Origin of the sequence: Comamonas brasiliensis, assembly GCF_018292285.1 — a bacterium.
In the GTDB taxonomy this organism is placed as follows: domain Bacteria; phylum Pseudomonadota; class Gammaproteobacteria; order Burkholderiales; family Burkholderiaceae_C; genus Comamonas; species Comamonas brasiliensis.
In genome coordinates this window covers 202,641-218,811 of sequence record NZ_JAANES010000002.1, presented here as the reverse complement: position 1 = coordinate 218,811, position 16,171 = coordinate 202,641, and the positions used below count along the sequence as shown (strand labels likewise).

Genomic DNA, 16,171 nt, shown 5'->3' with positions numbered 1-16,171 from the left:
AGAAACGGAAACGCCATGGCATTTTTTGAAGAGCTGTTCCCGCCGCGAATCAGCCGGGAAGCAGAGGGCGGGCCGCGCTTTATCAACAGCAAGGCCTACTCTGCATCGGGGCAACGCATCACCAACCGTGAAGCCAAGTACCCGCTGCATGAGTACAACATTGCGCACCCGCCGCGCAAGCAGGAAGACTTTGAGGCCCTACGGGCCTTTTTTTATGTCGTGGGCGGCGATGCCGATGCTTTCCGCTTCAAGGACTGGAGCGACTTTCAGGCCACCGACGCCAACACCACGCTGACCGTGGTGGCTGGTATTGCCAACACCTGGCAGCTCTGCCGCACCTATGTCTTTGGTAGCCGCACGTATGTGCGCCCCATCTCCAAGCCCGCCAAGGGCTGCAAGGTGGAGCGCCTGCGCGCCGGCGTGCCCAGCATGCTGGCAGTTGTGCCGGACATCAGCACGGGCCGGGTAGTCATTGCCGACCACATGGCTGGTGACAGCTACCGCTGGATGGGCACTTTTCATGTGCCGGTGGCTTTCAAAGACCCGTCCGCCGTCTGGAAGGTGCTGGGCGGCACCAAGTTGATCACCGAATGGTCCGGGATCGAGCTGGAGGAGATTCGGGTATGAAGCAGATCCCTGTGGCCCTGCAGGCCCACTATGACAGTGGCGGCACCAGCGTGGCCCATGCCATCGTGATCGCGCGAACCGATGGCCAGCTCTACGGCTTCACCAGCCATGACCTGCCGTTTGTGCTCGATGTCACGCCCTGGGGTTTGGGCAGCGCCGCCCTGGTGTTTGATGCCAGGCAGGGGCTGTCTGCCAGCAACCTGGTCAGCACTTCGGGCTTTGCCGTAGACAACCTGGAGCTGACCACGCTGGATGATGGCTCGCTGTTTCAGCGGGACGAGGTGGTGGCCGGGGTCTGGCGCAATGCCAGCTTTCGGATTTTCCGTTACCGCTGGGATGTGGCTGCGCCCACGGTTGCTAGCGATGTGGAGACCCTGACCCGGGGCTGGTTTGGCGAGGTGACGCTGAACGCGGCCACGATCAAGGTGGAGCTGCGCGGCCTCAAGCAGCTGCTGCAGCAAAGCTTTGGGGAGGTATCGACCAAGACCTGCCGCAACCGGCTGGGCGACGGCCGCTGCAAAGAGGATCTGGCGCCCTGGACCCATGCTGGCGTGATCACAGCCGTGGCCGACAAGCGCAGCTTCACGGCCGCAGGCCTGGCCCAGGCCGCTGATTACTTTGGCGAGGGCGTGCTGACCTTCGCCACGGGTGCCAATGCGGGCCTGTCGCAGAAAGTGCGCAGCCATGCCGCTGGCGGCGTGCTGACGCTGGTGCTGCCCATGGTGATGGCCGTGGCGGTGGGCGACCAGTTCTCCATCGTGGCCGGCTGCCGCAAGCGCCTTCTTGAAGACTGCCGCGACAAGTTCGGCAATGTTCTCAACTTCCGGGGCGAGCCACATCGGCCCACCACGGACGACCTGACCAAGACGCCATGAAGCAAATCGTAGACATTGCCCGCCGCTGGGTGGGTACGCCGTTTCACCACCAGGCCCGCGTCGAGGGCGTGGGTGTGGACTGTGTGGGCCTGGTCATCAGCGTGGCCCGCGAGATCGGTGCCGTGCCGGCGGATTGGGATGTGGGTGGCTATGGACGGGTGCCCGATGGCAAGCAGCTGGTGCACCACCTGAGCGAGCGCCTGGCGCCCGTGGCCCAGGCCCACATGGCTCCCGGTGATGTGGTGCTGGTGGCATTTGACAGTCATCCGCAGCATGTCGGCATTGTGGGCGACTACCTGCACGGTGGCCTGTCCATCATTCACGCCAGCGGCGCCCACGGGCGGGTGCTGGAAACCCGTTTGCTGTTCACCAAGGCTATGCGCTTTGTGGCGGCCTTTCGGTTCCCGGAGACTGAATAAATGGCACAACTAGCAATTGCGGCCGTGGGGGCGCTGGCCCTGGGGCCGGTGGGCCTGGGCCTGACCACGGCGGGCACCGGCTTCATGCTGGGCAGCTTGGCCTATTCGCTGATGGCGCCGGGGCAGAAGTCCTATGGACCTCGGCTCAATGACCTCAAGGTCACGGGAACAGACTACGGCTCTCCCATCCCCTGGATTGCAGGCAGTCCGCGCGTGGCCGGGCAGGTCATCTGGGCCAGTGAGCGCCGGGAGACGGCGACCGAGGAGGAGCAGGGCAAGGGCGGTGGCCCAACCTATACCAGCTACACCTATGACGTCGATCTGCTGATTCTGCTCAGCGAGAACGAGATCGATGACATATCTCGGGTGTGGCTCAACGGCGAGTTGGTGCTGGCCAATGGGGTTTCAAAGTCTGGGCAATGGGTGGACCTGCGCGTGTACAGCGGCGCAGCATCGCAGTTGCCCGACCCGACCTATGAAGCAGCCGTGGGCGTTGGCAATGCGCCGGCCTATCGCGGCATGGGCACGGTGCTGATTCAGGGTCTGCAACTGGGCAACAGCGGCAACATCCCCAATCTGACGTTTGAGATCGGCGTGGGCGGCAACGATGGCAAAAGCGTTCTGGTGTCGGTCATGGCGACCCGGGCCGATACCGATGCTTTCATCGAGTGGGACCCACTGGCAACGGGGCAGCCGACTTGGGACTCATACTTTTCTGAGTTTCACGCCATTGGCGCCATGGCCTTCAAGAGGTACACGACCGAAGAGGGGGGCGCTGAGGCCGGCAGTGTGTCCAGTCTTTCCCCCATGGCTATTGACGTCGGTGCGACGTATCGGCTTTCAGCGCTCAATGCGTTCTGGGCCGGAGACGATTGCCTGTTCAGCCTTGAATTCCTGAACGCCGCCGGCGAGTTGGTGGCCATCGTCAGATCGGACGGCCGAATGAGTGGCGAGGCCTTCAGCCATTACCTTTTCTATGGGAGCAGCTACGCAAGCCTGAAGCGCGGCACATTCATCGGCTCGCCGCCCCATTGCACCAATGGCTTTGTGACGTTTGAGGACGGGGCGCTCAAGTTCACGCGCGACAGGCTGGCTATCGATGTCTATTCGAACGACGACTTTGCTTTCGCATGCGATGCCCTGTCCATCAGGTCCGTGCGTGCAATCGGTGTCTTTGCACGAAGTACCTACAGCGGGCCCATTGAGGACCCCTATGCCTATGTGCGCTTTCAGCGGATCTCGGTTGGCTCGGCCGCGGGATCGGTTGCCGTTCTGCAGCAGGTGGTTGATGGCTTGATGCAGCGCTGCGGCTATGGCAGCGCCGACTATGCGCTGCAGGCGTCGCTGCAAGACAAGCCGGTGCGGGCCTTGGCGATTGGCAGCATCTCCAACACCCGATCAGCCCTGGAGGCCTTGGCCCAGGGGTTCTTCCTGGAAGTCAGTGCCTGCGAGCAGATCTCCATCCGCGCCAGGTCCAAGGACCCGGTGGCCTCGATTCCGTTTGCTGACCTGGGCATGGGCACGGGTAGCGGCGGCGACGATGAGCCTCTATCGCTGACGCTGGGCAATGACCTGGAGCTGCCCGCGCAGCTGGCCTTGAGCTATGCCAATGTGGCGGGCGACTACCAGACGGCGACGGAGTTCTCTGACCGTCTGTTGTCGGGCCAGCAAAGCACGGAGACGATTCAAACCCCACTGGGTCTCTTGCCTGCCGAAGCCAAGGCCATCGTGGACGGCCTGCTCATGGACCGTGTGGCGGGACTGGCGACGGCCACGCTCAAGCTGCCGCTCAAGTATTCGTTCCTGGAGCCGGGCGATGTGGTGAGCGCCTTGAACAGCGACGGCCGCAGCTATCGCCTGCGGGTGCAGAGCAAGACCGATGCGATGCCCATCATCGAGCTGCAATGTGTGCTGGACGACGTGGGGGCCATCGAGAGTGCGGCGGTCACGGACACAGGCTATGTGAACACGGAGACCGTGATCCAGCCGGCGGCAACCCTGTTTGCGGCGCTGGACATCCCCATCCTGAACGATGCCAACGATGCACCTGGCTATTACGTGGCAGTCGCTCCTCAGCGGGTAGCCGACACCGACAAATGGCCCGGGGCCGTGGTGGCGCAGGCCTGGGATGAGGTCAATTACGTGCAGCTGCTCACGACCACGGCGCAGAGCGTAATGGGCACTGCCACCACGGCGCTGCCGGCCTGGGTGGGCGGCCCGGTGTTCGATGAGTCGAGCACGGTCACGGTGCAGGTCTCGGGTGAGCTGGCCTCCAGCACACGCGCAGCCATGCTGCTCGATGAGTCCATCAATGCCTTGCTGCTGGGCAGCGAGATCCTACGCTTCAGGTCTGCGGCGCTGTTGTCAGTGGGCACTTATCTGCTCAGCGGCCTGCTGCGCGGTCAGCGGGGCACGGAGTGGGCCATGGGCGGGCATGTGGCCGGTGAGCGCTGTGTGCTGCTGGGCAACAGCCTGCGCCGCGTCGGATCGCAGACCAACGAGATCGGGCTGCAGCGTCATATCAAGGCCGTCACCCTGGGGCAGTTCCTGTCTGCTGGCACGGCCGAGGACTTCATCGATACGGGCGTGGCGCTCAAGCCCTTCAGCCCAGCCAATCCTCGGGCCCTGCCCGATGGCCCGGATCTGGTGGTGAGTTGGCAGCGCCGCACCCGGCGCAGCTACCAATACAGCGGCCCGGCGCCGGTGGTGCCGCTGGGCGAGGCTGTTGAGGCCTACCGCGTGCGCGTCTTCGCCGGCAGCACGCTGCTGCGCTCCGATGTGGTCAATGAAACCCTGTACCGCTACAGCGCCGACATGCAGGCCACTGACGGTCTGGTCAGCGGCACGGCCGTGCAATTTGAAATCTGCCAGCTCTCGGCCACCGTGGGGCCTGGCTATCCCTCTTTCGTAGGAGCAACAACCGTATGAGCGTTTTGCAACCTTGGCTGCCGGCGCAAGCAGATCCGCAGGTGCCGGTGAACGAGAACTTTGAAGCACTGGAGCATGTGGCGGTCTACGGCCGCGATGCCACCAGCACGGCGGGCCTGACCTGGGGTTACCTGGGCGGGCGCTGGTCGGAATTTGCGGTGGCTGCAAGCACCGTTGCGCTGACGGCCTCCGCCATCAATTACCTAGTGGTGAACCGAAGCACCGGCGTGCTGTCTGCCTCCAGCTCTTCGGTGCACTGGAATGACACTGGCAGCTATGCGCGGGTGTACCGCCTGGACGTGGGGCCAGCGACCGTCTCTCTGGTGGAGGATTGGCGCTGCGGCACGGCCGGCGTGCTCAGCGTGGCGGAATCATCGACATCACTGGCCTCCCTGTCTGATGTGTCTGTGAGCTCTCCTTCAGACGGCCAGGCGCTGGTTTTCTCGGCCGATCTTGGCAAGTGGGTACCGGGAGCCGGTGGCGGTGGTGGTGGAGGCGGCGGTGGCGGGGCAGTGGTGGTGCCGCCCGTGCATCACACGCCAGTGCTCAAGAAGACTGGCGCACAAGCTCTCTCGGTGGTGGCAGGCAGCACCATCTATGAGCATGAGTTTGCGGTGGATACCGAGGTGACGCCCCCGGCCACCTGGGTGCCCGGTGAGGACTACAGCGTCTGGATCGGTGCCGATGGGTCTCTGACGGCGGTGGCCGACCCGATCACGGCCCCGGCTGCAGCACCCACCCCGGGGGCGCGCAAGTTTGCTGGCTTCCATTACGGGCTGGTGGCCCCTGCGACCACGGTCGCCGGCGGCAGCTTTGCGACCGCAGGCGTGGGGATGATCTGGACCCAGACCGATGTGGACAAGATCGCGGGCATCAACGCCTACAGCTTCTGGGACCTCAGCTATCGCCCCCGATGCGACCCGCGTGGCATGTGCTGCGTGGGCCAGCGCTTCTGGCTGGATATTTACTACTGCGGTACTCAGCACATCACCCAGGGAACGTCCCGCTACAACAGCGATGTGGCCAGCGGCACCGTGCTGCCTCTCATCCCTCTGATGTTTGGCGGCAGTGGCAGCTCCAAGTATTCGACGTTCACCTGGCATGAGGCTGCCGAGCTGGCCATGAGCCATGGCAAACGGTTGCTGAGCTATCAGGAGTTCTCTGCAGCGGCCTTTGGCGTCACCGAGCTGCAGTCGATTGGCGGTGCAGAGGCCACCATCCCGGCCACGGCCCGGCAGGCCGGCTACACCAGCAAATGGGGCGGGGAGCAGATGACCGGCCATCTTTGGAGCTGGGGCAATACCGCCCATGCGGCTGGGGGCTCCGGTTGGTCCGCCGGCGTGAACCGGGGCTACACGCTGGGGGTTCCCTATGCGGTGCTGTTCGGTGGCACCCGGGCGGACGGCACGATGTCCGGCTCCCGCTGCGCCAACTTCAATCACAACGCCTGGCACACCTTCTGGACGGTGGGCCTGCGTGCGGCATGCGACTTTTTGTGAGGCACCAGCATGGACGACAACAAATACAGCTTGCACACCCTGGAGCATGTGCCCGCCGATACGCCGGCAGCCGACTGGATGGGCGCTGCGGACGGCGAGGCGCCCGCCTACAACCGTCAAACCCACGGCTGCTTCTGGCGCGAGGGGGCATGGGAGCTGGTCGAGGCCAAGCCCTACCTGCCGCCGGCGCCCGACACCTGCACCCGCAGGCAAGGGCTGCTTGCGTTGCTGTCGTTGGGCATCAAGCGCGCAGCCATTGAGGCGCTGATCGATGGCGTTGCTGATGAGGACCAGCGCGAGGCTGCCTTGATCGAGTACGAGGCGGCCACCTGGGAGCGCACGAACCCGTTTCTGCAGGAGATATGGCGCCAGCTCGGCAGGCCGACAGAGGCGCTGGATGACCTTTTTAGATTGGCAATCACTCTTTGACACCCGCACAGGCGGGTTTTTTTCTGCCCGAGGGAGGGCATCAGATGGCAGAACCTTCATCGACCGCGACGGCAGTGACCCTCGTCGGCACCGCCGTCTCCACGCAAGCGCTCACGGCATTCGGTGTGCCGCTGGGTCTGCGTGCTGACGTGCTGCTCGCCGGCTTTTTGGGCAGCCTGATCGCAATCATCTTGTTGAACACCGTGCCAGGCAGCAGCGACACATGGCGGGACATGGTGCGCCTGGCTATGCGTCGCATGGCCGTGGCCTGGGCAAGCTCCATCACGGCGGGTTACCTCACGCCTCTGGTGCTGCTGGTCGCCATCGTTCCCGAGACCGTCCTGCTGCCCATGGCCTGCCTGGTGGGCGCGGGCGCGCAGAGCTTTTTGCGGGCACTCATTGGCAAGTACCTGCCAAAGCCTGATCAGGCGGAAGGGGGCTGACCATGTTTTATCCCGTGATCACTTTGCTCGGCGTACTGCACTGGCTCTGCGGCCTGGTCGTGGTGGCCGAGGCGCTTAACAAGCTGGAGCGCACCGCGCCCTGCAGGCCGGGGCTTTCCCCTCGCACTCGCCTGGTGGCCTGGCTCAAGGCCATCGCCTGGGCGCTGCTCGCGCTGGGTGGTGCCGGCGCCCTGGTGGCGCCATGGCTGCGGCCGACACCCCCAACCCTTGCCGATGTCTGCGTCATCGCAGGCTTCACTTTTCTCATCATTCGCACCCGTTTTAAGGAGGGTTGATCCATGAAGTTGACAGAACATTTCACACTCAAAGAGCTGACCGACAGCAATAAAGCAAGGGAACTTGGCGTGGACAACACGCCAGGGCCAGATGCCCTGCAGCAACTCCACCGCACCGCGCAGATGCTGGAGCGCGTGCGTGCGCACCTCGGTGGGCATCCCATGACGCCTACCAGTGGATTCCGTAATCGTCGCGTCAATGAGGCTGTCGGGGGAACTACGACCAGCGACCATATGCAAGGGATGGCTGCTGATGTGGTGGTGCCTGGATTCGGCACTCCATATGAGGTGGCTAAGGCGCTTGCACCTCATATGGCCGCTCTCGGCATCGGGCAGCTTATCTATGAGGTCAGCTCTAAGGGCTCGCGCTGGGTCCATCTTTCCACACGCATTCCGGCACAAGCCGTCAATCGCGTGATCACCCAGCATGGCAAGACCTTTATGGTGGGGGTCCAGCCAGTATGACGACCGCAGCAAAAGCTGCAGCCGCGCTTGCAATGGCGCTGCTGTTGAGCTTAGCGGGCAATGTGGGCCTGGCCTGGATGTACGTGGTGCAGCGCGACGAAGCAACCTTGGCTAGATCCGACGCCGATCATGCCGGCGATAAGGAATCGCTGGCGCGCGCAAGTGCAGACGTGTGCACAAAAGCCGTTGAGGCACTGGAGCTGATCGGTCAAGGGCTCAAGCAGGAACGCGACCAGGCCCGGGCACAAGCGGCAGCGGTCGCAGCTGGGCATAAGGCCCGCGCAGACAAGATCCTGAGCACGCCGGCGGCAGTGCCTGGTGATGCATGCGCAAGCGCACAGGCCCGTGTGGCTGAGCTGTTGGCGTCCCGGAAGTCTGGTGGAGGTCAGTGATGCGCCGTCTACCCCTACTCTCGGCTGCGCTGGCGGCCGCTGTCCTCCTGGCTGGTTGCGGTGCGGCACCGCCGGCGAGGGTCGAGATTCAGCAGGTCAAGGTCGCTGTGCCGGTGCCTTGCGATGAGCCCGAGCCTGAACGGCCCAATATGCCGACCGAGCATCTGCCGGCTGGTGCAGACGTGGATATGTATGTCCAAGCCTCAGGCGCCGAGCTTGAGCGCCGCGAGGGCTATGAGATCCTGCTGCGAACGGCCCTGGCCAACTGCAAGCGGCCGCTCAAAACGGTCAATGAAAAATGAAAGCCTCCCCGGTGCTTCGGCATCGGGGAGGCTTTTCTGCTTTATATAAAGCTGTTACCTAGCCCAGCGGGGGTCTAACAAGACAATATCGAGCTTCAGTTTTGCGGCCTCACGAAAGACTTCCAAAAGGCTCTCATAGGTTCTAGGGAGAATTCCATCGGGAGCCTCCTCGCGTAGTTTCATATACGCATTAGCCACTCGAACATACGCGTCACGGCGTGGTCCATGAGTATTGTTGACACGCCCTTTCTGTTCTTCGTACAAGCGGAGATCATCGACAATGATGTGAGCAGCACTCAGGTGATCGCTTTCATTGTTCCCATCAAAGCCATCGAACTTTTCTTGAACATGGACTTGCCCCTTCTCTTGGACGATGCTTCTGATTTCAGAGACTCTCGGGCCAAGTTCCTGTGTGGTGTCATACACCCACCGATATGCCTCAAGAATCGCATACACCTCTGTCACATAGGCGGGCTCAGGGCTCTTATCCTCCAGGCTTTGGTATCTCTTAGAAATCGCCCAAGTCTCATTAGAGGAGATCACTTTGCTGAGGAATTCAACATCGTAAACACTATCTTTACCCTTAAGCGAATCACAGAGTAGTTCAATAATTAATTTTTCAGCAGGCGTCAGATTCATCGATACGTCTCAATAAAGAATGAAAATACTATTGAACATTAATTAACTAATTGTTTCAAGTGTCGAAGGTGGTATTTTGGAAATTTATGAACCAGTTAGTAGAAATAGCTCGGGGTTCCGTGGCTTGTTCTAATTTTTCACTCTGTTTAAAAAGCCTCCCTGTTGCTTCCGCACCGGGGAGGCTTATTTTTCGTGCCGCGCAGCTTTATGGCTCGTTGTCTTCGGCAATCCACTGTCTCATTTCGAGGTATGGCGAGTAGCTGGCGAAGTCCAAGACTTCGGGGTGTCGTGCTTGCAGGTATTCATAGAACAGATGCATGGCCGTGCCTGGCCGAGGATAGGCGCCTTCCTCGTTGACCAGGTGCGACCAACTGATCCAATGGCTCAAGATGGATTCTCTTGCATCAGCGCGGCGCATCAGTTCTCTCCCCTGGAACACATATCCATGCTTGCCTGATAAAGCTCTGCGTGTACGAGCGACTGCCGTTCAGCCTCATGCTGCCCTTATCGATGGCCATCAGATGGCAACAGTTCAGTGGCTCAATGACGTCCTTGATGCCTGGGGGAGCGTCTGGGTCTTGGAGCAGGTGCGCTTGGCACTTGGGCATCCCGATGCCGGGAAGCTTTGAATACATGTACAGCCATCCATACGCGCCGTTCGCCTGCGCGATTTCAGGCGGCAGCCGCTGGCCGTCTTCGTACAGTTGATAGATAGTGCACCACATACTGTTCATTTATACAGTATTAAAAAGACCTGTATGCATCTATATGCGTACAGGTCTCTGGGTGATACGGGCTTGATACAGCAGCCGCTTCTCTATAGCTACTGATATCAAAGTGATACGAGATTGATGATTTGTCTCTGTAGTACTCCCCTTGAACTACGGGGAGGGACGCTGGATTCTACCTGCGTTACCAGCTTGCTGATTTCAACCGACGTATTTATGCCGGCTCTGTGCGGTTGACTTCGACAGAGACGTGGGTGAGTTCTTCGTGCACCGACAGCAACTGGCGAATGTAGTCGGGGGTGACGGTGGCAGCGCCCTCGACTGCGATGATGCAGGCATAGTGATTCTTGCCCACGCGCCAGACATGAAGATCAGTGATGTTGACGGGCTGCGGGCCTTGCGCGATGGCATCACGTACCTCTTGCACGACGGGGGCATCCATTTCGGCATCGAGCAGCACGCGGCTGCTATCGCGCAGCAGACTGAAGGCCCATGTAGCGACCATCACGGAGCCGACCAGGCCCATGACCGAATCCAGCCAGGCCAGGCCCAGCAACATGCCGCCCAGCAGGGCTGCGATGGCCATGACCGATGTGGCCGCGTCTGCAATCACATGCAGATAGGCCGAGCGCAGGTTCAGATCGCCATGCGCATGGTCGTGTTCATGGTGATGATCGTGGTGGGACTCATGGCCGTGGTGATGGTGATGACCATCCTTGAGCAGCCAGGCACAGGCCAGGTTGACCAGCAGGCCAAGAGTGGCCACGCCTATGGCTTGCTGATAGTGAATGGCGGCAGGCGAGAGCAGGCGTTGTACCGACTCAAAAGCCATCAGGGCGGCAACCAGCAGCAGGCAGATGGCGCTGGTGTATCCCGCCAGGATTTCTATCTTCCAGGTGCCGAAACTGAAGCGCCTGTCATTGGCCAGCTTGCGGGCCGCGGCATAGGCGCTGACGGACAGGCCCAGTGCCAGAGCGTGTGAACTCATATGCCAGCCATCGGCCAGCAGGGCCATGGAGTTGAAGTAATAGCCGGCGGTGATTTCCAGCACCATCATGGCCAGCGTCAGCAGCATCGCCAGCTTGGCATTTTTTTCGCCCAGCGGATTGCCCTGGTCAAAGCTGTGGGAGTGTTGTCGGGACAGGGGGGAGTCGGTGTATGAGGTCATGATTGGCTTGGTTTTATATACTCTACCCCAGTATATTTTCCATGCCGGCAGGAGGACTACAATTCCTGCATATGTCGCATACCGTTTCGAATCAAAAACCGTTGCTTGCGCGCATCCGCCGCATCAAGGGGCAGACGCAGGCTCTGGAGCGGGCTCTGGAAGAGGGGCAGGACTGTGCCGTGGTGCTGCAGCAGCTGGCGGCCGTGCGCGGGGCCGTCAACGGCTTGATGCTGGAGTTGCTCGAAGGCCATGTGCGCGAGCATCTGGGTGCCGAGGCCGCGAAGCCCGAGCAGCGTGAACAGGACTTGGAGCTGGTCGTGAAGGTGCTGCGTTCCTACGTCAAATAGGGCTGGGCTGCAGGCGTGGGCGGCCTGCATGGATGAAGCGGTGGATCAGGGCTGCACCAGCGCCGCGAGATCATTGACGAATGGCTGCACGCCAGGATGGCCGTGCAGCCATTGCCTGCCCAGAAATTCTTCGATCGACTGCTGCTGTAGCCCGAGGCCGGGCCGGCGGGCCGATGCGGCCTGCAGCAAGTCATGAGCGCGGTTCATGACTTGCTCGCTGTCTGCGGCCGCAGGCTCGCCCAGTTCCTGCATCCATTCCTGCTGGATGCGAAGTATGAGCTTGCCAGCGGCTTGCTCCAGCGCAGTGCGGCTGCGTGGCATTTCAGAACTGATAGCTGCTATCGCTTACCAGTAAAGGGCTAGAGGCATATTTCATGCTTAATCCTTGCGAACGGTATAGACGATGTCCATGGCGCTGGTCATGCCGGTTTGAGCGCGCAAGGTGACGCTGCGAGACAGGTCGTAGAAGATGTAGATGATGCCCATGGCTCCCGACAGGCTCTGCTCGTAGGTCAGATAGAGCTTGTCCGAAATGCGCTTGCCCATGGTCAGCGCAGCGCCCGCTGCATCCGTTCCGTCCCCTCCGCCCTTGAAGCCGACTTCATCGAGCCCCAGGCTGCCCGCAATCTTGCCGCTGGAACTGTTGCCACCAGCCAGCAAGGCCATGGCGGCCTGCTGAAGCAGGGCGCTGCTGGCCCCGCCTGAGGCAGGGTCGCGGCCCATGACTACCCAGGAGAGCTTTTCCGCGTCGGGCAGGGCCGGGTCCGAGTACAGCAGCACGCGTGGCGCACTGGCTGTGCCCAGCACCTGCACACCGGCCTTGACGGCAATATTCGGGCGCAGCGCCAGTATGTCCAGCGAGGGGTTGTTGTAGGGGCCATTGAAGCGTATCAGTCCGGTTTCCACATTCAGCGACTGTCCCCAGGCGCGGTAGCGGCCTTCCTCGGTACGGATTTCTCCGGTCACGCTGGGCGGGCCGCCGATGTAGCTGGCGCCTCGCACTTCAAGCTGACCCAGCAGTCGCGTGGTGATGCCAAAGCCTTGCAGCGCAAAGTCACGTCCCATGTCGAGCTTGACGAGAATGTCTGGCACCTTGCGTGGCGTGGCGCGGGCCTGCTCCTTGCGGGCCTGTTGTTCGCTACGCCGGCGCTCCTCCTCTTCGGCCTTGCGCGATGCCGCCGAGCGCACCACCACGTCCTTGTCCAGCGATGGCGCGGATTCTTCGGGCAGGATGATGGAGGCTCTGTCGACCGTCAGGTCGCCGCGCAGCGTGAACTGGCCTTGCTCCAGCCGGGCCTGCAGATCACCGGAGACGCTGACCTGACGGTCGGCGCGCACCAGTACTTGCAGCTTGCTGGCCTTGGCCTGCAGATTCATGCTCAGGCCCGATTCGGCTTCCGTACCTGGTGGTGTGAACTGGGCGTAGCCCGAGCCGGTAAGCTGGCCGCCATCTTCAGGAGCTCGGGTCAGATTGCCGCTATAGCCCAGAATGCGCGCCTGGCTGCCTTTGCCACCCTTGAGGCGCAGTTCGGTAATGTCCAGTCTGGTGCCTTGCAGCTTGGCGCGCAGAATGCCGTCGCGCAGGTCCACGCCATCGAGCAAGGACACGATGTTGAGCCCATCGGCCTTGATATCGCCCTGCCACTTTGGGTCCTGCAAGGTGCCGCTGATGCTGGCATCCGCCGCCAGGCTGCCCTGAATGCGCCAGCCTGGTGGCGCAAACAAGGACCACAGCCCCATATCGGGCATATTGGCGTGCAGTTGACCGGACAGAGGCGCTGTGGCGGGTAGCGTCCAGCCGTCTTGCTGGTAACTGAGCTGGGTGCGCAGGTCGGCACTGAGCTTGCCTGCGCGCTCGCTGTCCCAAAGCAGTTTGGCGTTGACCTGGCTGCCCTGGGCCTGCACGTTGAGGCGCATGTCCTTGATGCGCGAGCGCATGCCTGCACCGCCGATCTGGCGCGTGCGCGTGCCGCCGGCGCGTGTGGCAGTGGGTCCGGTAGTCTGGATGACGGTGGTGCTGGAGCCATCGTCCACCGCCAGCCGCAGATCGCCTGCGGCGCGCTCGACCGTGAGATCGGCCTTGAGATCCTTGCCCAGGGTGTCCAGGTTCCAGCGCGCGTTGAAGCTCAGGTCGCCGGAAATCCCGGCGGCTTCCAGTGGCGGATCGTCATCGCCCAGGCTGAAGGCATCGACCCAGGCCAGTGGAATTCCAAGTGCCTGCCCTGTGCTGCGCACACCCCATTGGCCGCTGCCGGCACGGGTGACGGAGCTCGCCTCCCATGTCAGCTGGGCGGGAGGCAGTGGCTCGCTGCTGGTACGCCGGAGGTCCAGTTTCGGAGGCGTGATCTGCAGCTTGCCGGCGCTGAGTTGGTAGACGGTGCTGAGCACCGTGCTGCCGCTGGTGCACTGTTGGATCTGGACGGGGGCACCGGGCTGAAGCTGCACGACCCAGGGGCCGGGCTTGTTCTTGTCGGGGGTGAGCTGGGCCTGCAGCTTTTCCAGGCTGGCCTGCCAGTCCAGCGGGGCCATGCCCTTGCCGCTGGCCAGGCCGGCTTGCAAAGCGGTGTCGAGCAGAATGCTCTTGCCGGCTTGCTGAGCCTGCGCAGTCAGGCCGACCTTGGCATTTTCGGGGCTGCCGTCAATGCTCAATGCCAGCGCAGGCAGGACGGCGCTCTGCTCGACTGCGGTGCCGGCGGGCAGATAGCGAATTTTCTCGGCGCGCAGCTTGGCCTGAATCTGCAAGCCGCTGGCGGGAATGGCCGAACCATGGGCGGCGCTCAGGCGCTTGAGCAGATTTTCCCAACCGCCCTTCAGGGCCAGTTGCAAATCTGCGCTGCCATCAAGCTGCGCACCGCCCAGTGGGTCCTTGATGCCCGGCAGCTTGCGCAGCCATTGCGTGAGCGTGCTCATGGAGCCGAGCTGCAGCTGGCTTTGAACAGCGCCGCTGGCGGGGCCCATCTGCCCTTCGATGCTCAGTTGCGCACCGGGAGCAGCGGCCTTGAGCCTGGCTTTGGCCTGCTGGGTTTCGGTATTGAACTCCACGGACCTGGCATCGACGCTGGCCTGCAGTGCTTGCAGCTGCAGCTTTTCCAACTGCAGGAGCGGGGCCTGCCACTGGCCGCTGGCAGCCAGGGTCTGAATGCGCAGCGCCGAGCTGTCGCGCTTGCCGCCTGCCGCTTGCAGGTTGGCGTCAAACACTATCTTGCTGGCTGCTGTGTCGCTGCTGTCGACATCGGCCTGCACGGCCTTGGCACTGATCCGGCCCTGCAAGGGCGAGGCTTCCAGCGTGCTGTAGAGATCGGCCGGGTTGAGCTGTTCCACCGTGGCCAGGCCTTCGAACAAGCGGGTGCTCGGAGTGAACTGACCGCCGAGTGCGATATGGCCCTTGCCAATCTGGATACGGGAGTCGTCCATCTGCCATTGCTGGCCATCGAAATCGATTCGGGCTGTCAGCTCGGCCACGGGCAGGCGCTGCTTGTCCCAGGGGCCGGGCAGTGCGTTGCTGAAGCGGGTGTTGAGCTTCCAGGGCTGAGCTTCCAGACTCGCAGCTGTGGGAGCGGTCTCGTCTGGGCCGGCCTGCAACTGGCCGGTCAACAGAGTGCGTGGCCCTTGAGGCCAGAAAGCCGAGACATCGAGATTCTGGAGCAGGGCCTTGGCTGCCAGTAGCGGCTGGCTGCGCCAGGGCATGATGCTGGCCTCCACATCGGCCTGCATGGGGCCCACCTCTGCCGTTGCTGCTTTGGACGGCCTCCCGCTCTTCTCCCGCTTCGGCTCGGTTGCCTGCGGGTCTTGAGTTCCCGGGCCGGGGGGCGATGCTTCAGCGCTGGCATTGGCCTTGATTGCCAGCCTGGCCGCTTCGGTGGCCAGCGTGCCTTCGACCGTGACCTTGGCTTGCACGGCAATGGTGGTGCCGGCATCGCCGTCCTTGTCCAGAGGATTGGGCACTTGCACATCGCCTGTTGCTTCGGCCTGCATCGCCATGGGTGCGGCGCCCTGCAGCTTCAGCTGGGCCTGGTAGGCGCCCTCGGCAAAACGCAGGCTGCTGACCTTGAGTTCATGGTCTGTGCCCGTGTATTCATAGCGACCGCGAAGGTCCTGAACCACGGCCTCGGGCGGGCCTTGCCAGATGATCTGATCGATCCTGAAGGGCAGCTCTATCTTCACTGGCAGGGTCAGCGACTGCAGTGGTTCGCTGGCGGGTTTGTCGGGGTCGGGGGTGCTGGCAATGCGCAACTCGGCGATATGGACTTCGCCCAGCTTGAGCGTACGGGACAGCAGCAAAGGCCTGAACTGCCAGCCGATCTGTGCTTCATTGACCTCGACCTGCATGGTCGGGCTTTGCCATTTCAGCCAGCCGATACGGCCGCCGTTCTTGACGCTGCCCGTGACCTCCTTGGCCACCAGGCTCTGGTCTGCGGGCAGCCAGCCCGCCACGCGCTGCAGCGTCTGGTTGAGCGAGTCATCCCTGCCAATCCACCACAGCAGGCTGCCAAGTGCCAGCGCCAGGGCGAGCAGGGCCGCTGCAATAGTCCAGCCCAGCGCGCGCAGCCAGCGGCGGCGTCTGGGGGCTGGGGAGGAGGCCTTGGCGCTAGGGGTTGTGTCTTTTTCTGCCAT

17 protein-coding genes are annotated in these 16,171 nt (G+C 62.5%); 12 read left to right on the top strand and 5 right to left on the bottom strand.

The features are described from left to right. The first annotated feature begins 15 nt into the window (after positions 1 to 15). Genes DJFAAGMI_RS09345 through DJFAAGMI_RS09295 form a run of 11 tightly spaced genes read left to right on the top strand, consistent with a single transcriptional unit; the run spans position 16 to position 8,675 of the window. Positions 16 to 627, top strand: coding sequence for a DUF2460 domain-containing protein (locus tag DJFAAGMI_RS09345; RefSeq protein WP_211456924.1), 612 nt, complete (start codon positions 16 to 18; stop codon positions 625 to 627). Next, positions 624 to 1,502 (top strand): DUF2163 domain-containing protein, encoded by an 879-nt coding sequence (locus DJFAAGMI_RS09340; RefSeq protein ID WP_211456923.1) that lies wholly within the window; start codon positions 624 to 626, stop codon positions 1,500 to 1,502. Before DJFAAGMI_RS09345 ends, DJFAAGMI_RS09340 begins: the two co-directional genes overlap by 4 nt. Next, on the top strand, positions 1,499 to 1,921 hold the full coding sequence (locus tag DJFAAGMI_RS09335) for a C40 family peptidase (protein WP_211456922.1): 423 nt from the start codon (positions 1,499 to 1,501) through the stop codon (positions 1,919 to 1,921). The genes DJFAAGMI_RS09340 and DJFAAGMI_RS09335 overlap by 4 nt, the downstream gene beginning before the upstream one ends. After that, positions 1,922 to 4,849 carry a phage tail protein gene (locus DJFAAGMI_RS09330; protein ID WP_211456921.1) on the top strand — a complete coding sequence of 976 codons (2,928 nt, stop codon included), beginning with the start codon at positions 1,922 to 1,924 and terminating at the stop codon, positions 4,847 to 4,849. It begins immediately after the preceding gene. Next, entirely contained in the window at positions 4,846 to 6,348 is a 1,503-nt protein-coding gene (locus DJFAAGMI_RS09325) for a phage major tropism determinant (RefSeq protein WP_211456920.1), read from the top strand. Before DJFAAGMI_RS09330 ends, DJFAAGMI_RS09325 begins: the two co-directional genes overlap by 4 nt. A 9-nt stretch (positions 6,349 to 6,357) precedes the next feature. Continuing rightward, positions 6,358 to 6,777: a hypothetical protein gene (locus DJFAAGMI_RS09320; RefSeq protein WP_211456919.1), complete on the top strand. Its 420-nt coding sequence runs from the start codon at positions 6,358 to 6,360 to the stop codon at positions 6,775 to 6,777. Positions 6,778 to 6,821: 44 nt separating this feature from the next. Then, positions 6,822 to 7,220, top strand: coding sequence for a hypothetical protein (locus DJFAAGMI_RS09315; protein ID WP_249334112.1), 399 nt, complete (start codon positions 6,822 to 6,824; stop codon positions 7,218 to 7,220). A gap of 2 nt (positions 7,221 to 7,222) precedes the next feature. Beyond that, positions 7,223 to 7,516 (top strand): hypothetical protein, encoded by a 294-nt coding sequence (locus tag DJFAAGMI_RS09310; protein ID WP_211456918.1) that lies wholly within the window; start codon positions 7,223 to 7,225, stop codon positions 7,514 to 7,516. A gap of 3 nt (positions 7,517 to 7,519) precedes the next feature. Beyond that, entirely contained in the window at positions 7,520 to 7,981 is a 462-nt protein-coding gene (locus tag DJFAAGMI_RS09305; protein ID WP_211456917.1) for a D-Ala-D-Ala carboxypeptidase family metallohydrolase, read from the top strand. Next, positions 7,978 to 8,373, top strand: coding sequence for a hypothetical protein (locus tag DJFAAGMI_RS09300; protein ID WP_211456916.1), 396 nt, complete (start codon positions 7,978 to 7,980; stop codon positions 8,371 to 8,373). Before DJFAAGMI_RS09305 ends, DJFAAGMI_RS09300 begins: the two co-directional genes overlap by 4 nt. Next, positions 8,373 to 8,675, top strand: a complete 303-nt coding sequence (locus DJFAAGMI_RS09295) for a hypothetical protein (protein ID WP_211456915.1) — start codon at positions 8,373 to 8,375, stop codon at positions 8,673 to 8,675. Before DJFAAGMI_RS09300 ends, DJFAAGMI_RS09295 begins: the two co-directional genes overlap by 1 nt. Positions 8,676 to 8,729: 54 nt before the next feature. Here the strand turns inward: DJFAAGMI_RS09295 and DJFAAGMI_RS09290 are convergent, their stop codons facing one another. The 3 genes from DJFAAGMI_RS09290 to dmeF form a co-directional block, all read right to left on the bottom strand. After that, complete coding sequence (locus tag DJFAAGMI_RS09290; protein ID WP_211456914.1) at positions 8,730 to 9,314, bottom strand: YfbU family protein; 585 nt, start codon at positions 9,312 to 9,314, stop codon at positions 8,730 to 8,732. A gap of 205 nt (positions 9,315 to 9,519) precedes the next feature. Continuing rightward, positions 9,520 to 9,702 (bottom strand): hypothetical protein, encoded by a 183-nt coding sequence (locus DJFAAGMI_RS09285; RefSeq protein ID WP_211456913.1) that lies wholly within the window; start codon positions 9,700 to 9,702, stop codon positions 9,520 to 9,522. A gap of 554 nt (positions 9,703 to 10,256) precedes the next feature. Continuing rightward, positions 10,257 to 11,210: a CDF family Co(II)/Ni(II) efflux transporter DmeF gene (gene dmeF / locus DJFAAGMI_RS09280; RefSeq protein WP_211456912.1), complete on the bottom strand. Its 954-nt coding sequence runs from the start codon at positions 11,208 to 11,210 to the stop codon at positions 10,257 to 10,259. Between the two features lie 71 nt (positions 11,211 to 11,281). Here dmeF and DJFAAGMI_RS09275 point away from each other — a divergent pair, with 71 nt between their 5' ends. Further along, a complete protein-coding gene (locus DJFAAGMI_RS09275) occupies positions 11,282 to 11,557 on the top strand; it encodes a metal/formaldehyde-sensitive transcriptional repressor (protein ID WP_034353877.1) in 276 nt (91 codons plus the stop codon). Between the two features lie 45 nt (positions 11,558 to 11,602). Here the strand turns inward: DJFAAGMI_RS09275 and DJFAAGMI_RS09270 are convergent, their stop codons facing one another. Together DJFAAGMI_RS09270 and DJFAAGMI_RS09265 are read right to left on the bottom strand one after the other, a co-directional pair. After that, the gene (locus tag DJFAAGMI_RS09270) at positions 11,603 to 11,878 is read right to left on the bottom strand and encodes a hypothetical protein (protein ID WP_211456911.1); all 276 of its coding nucleotides are present in this window, start codon (positions 11,876 to 11,878) and stop codon (positions 11,603 to 11,605) included. 57 nt (positions 11,879 to 11,935) lie between these two features. After that, entirely contained in the window at positions 11,936 to 16,171 is a 4,236-nt protein-coding gene (locus DJFAAGMI_RS09265) for a translocation/assembly module TamB domain-containing protein (RefSeq protein WP_211456910.1), read from the bottom strand.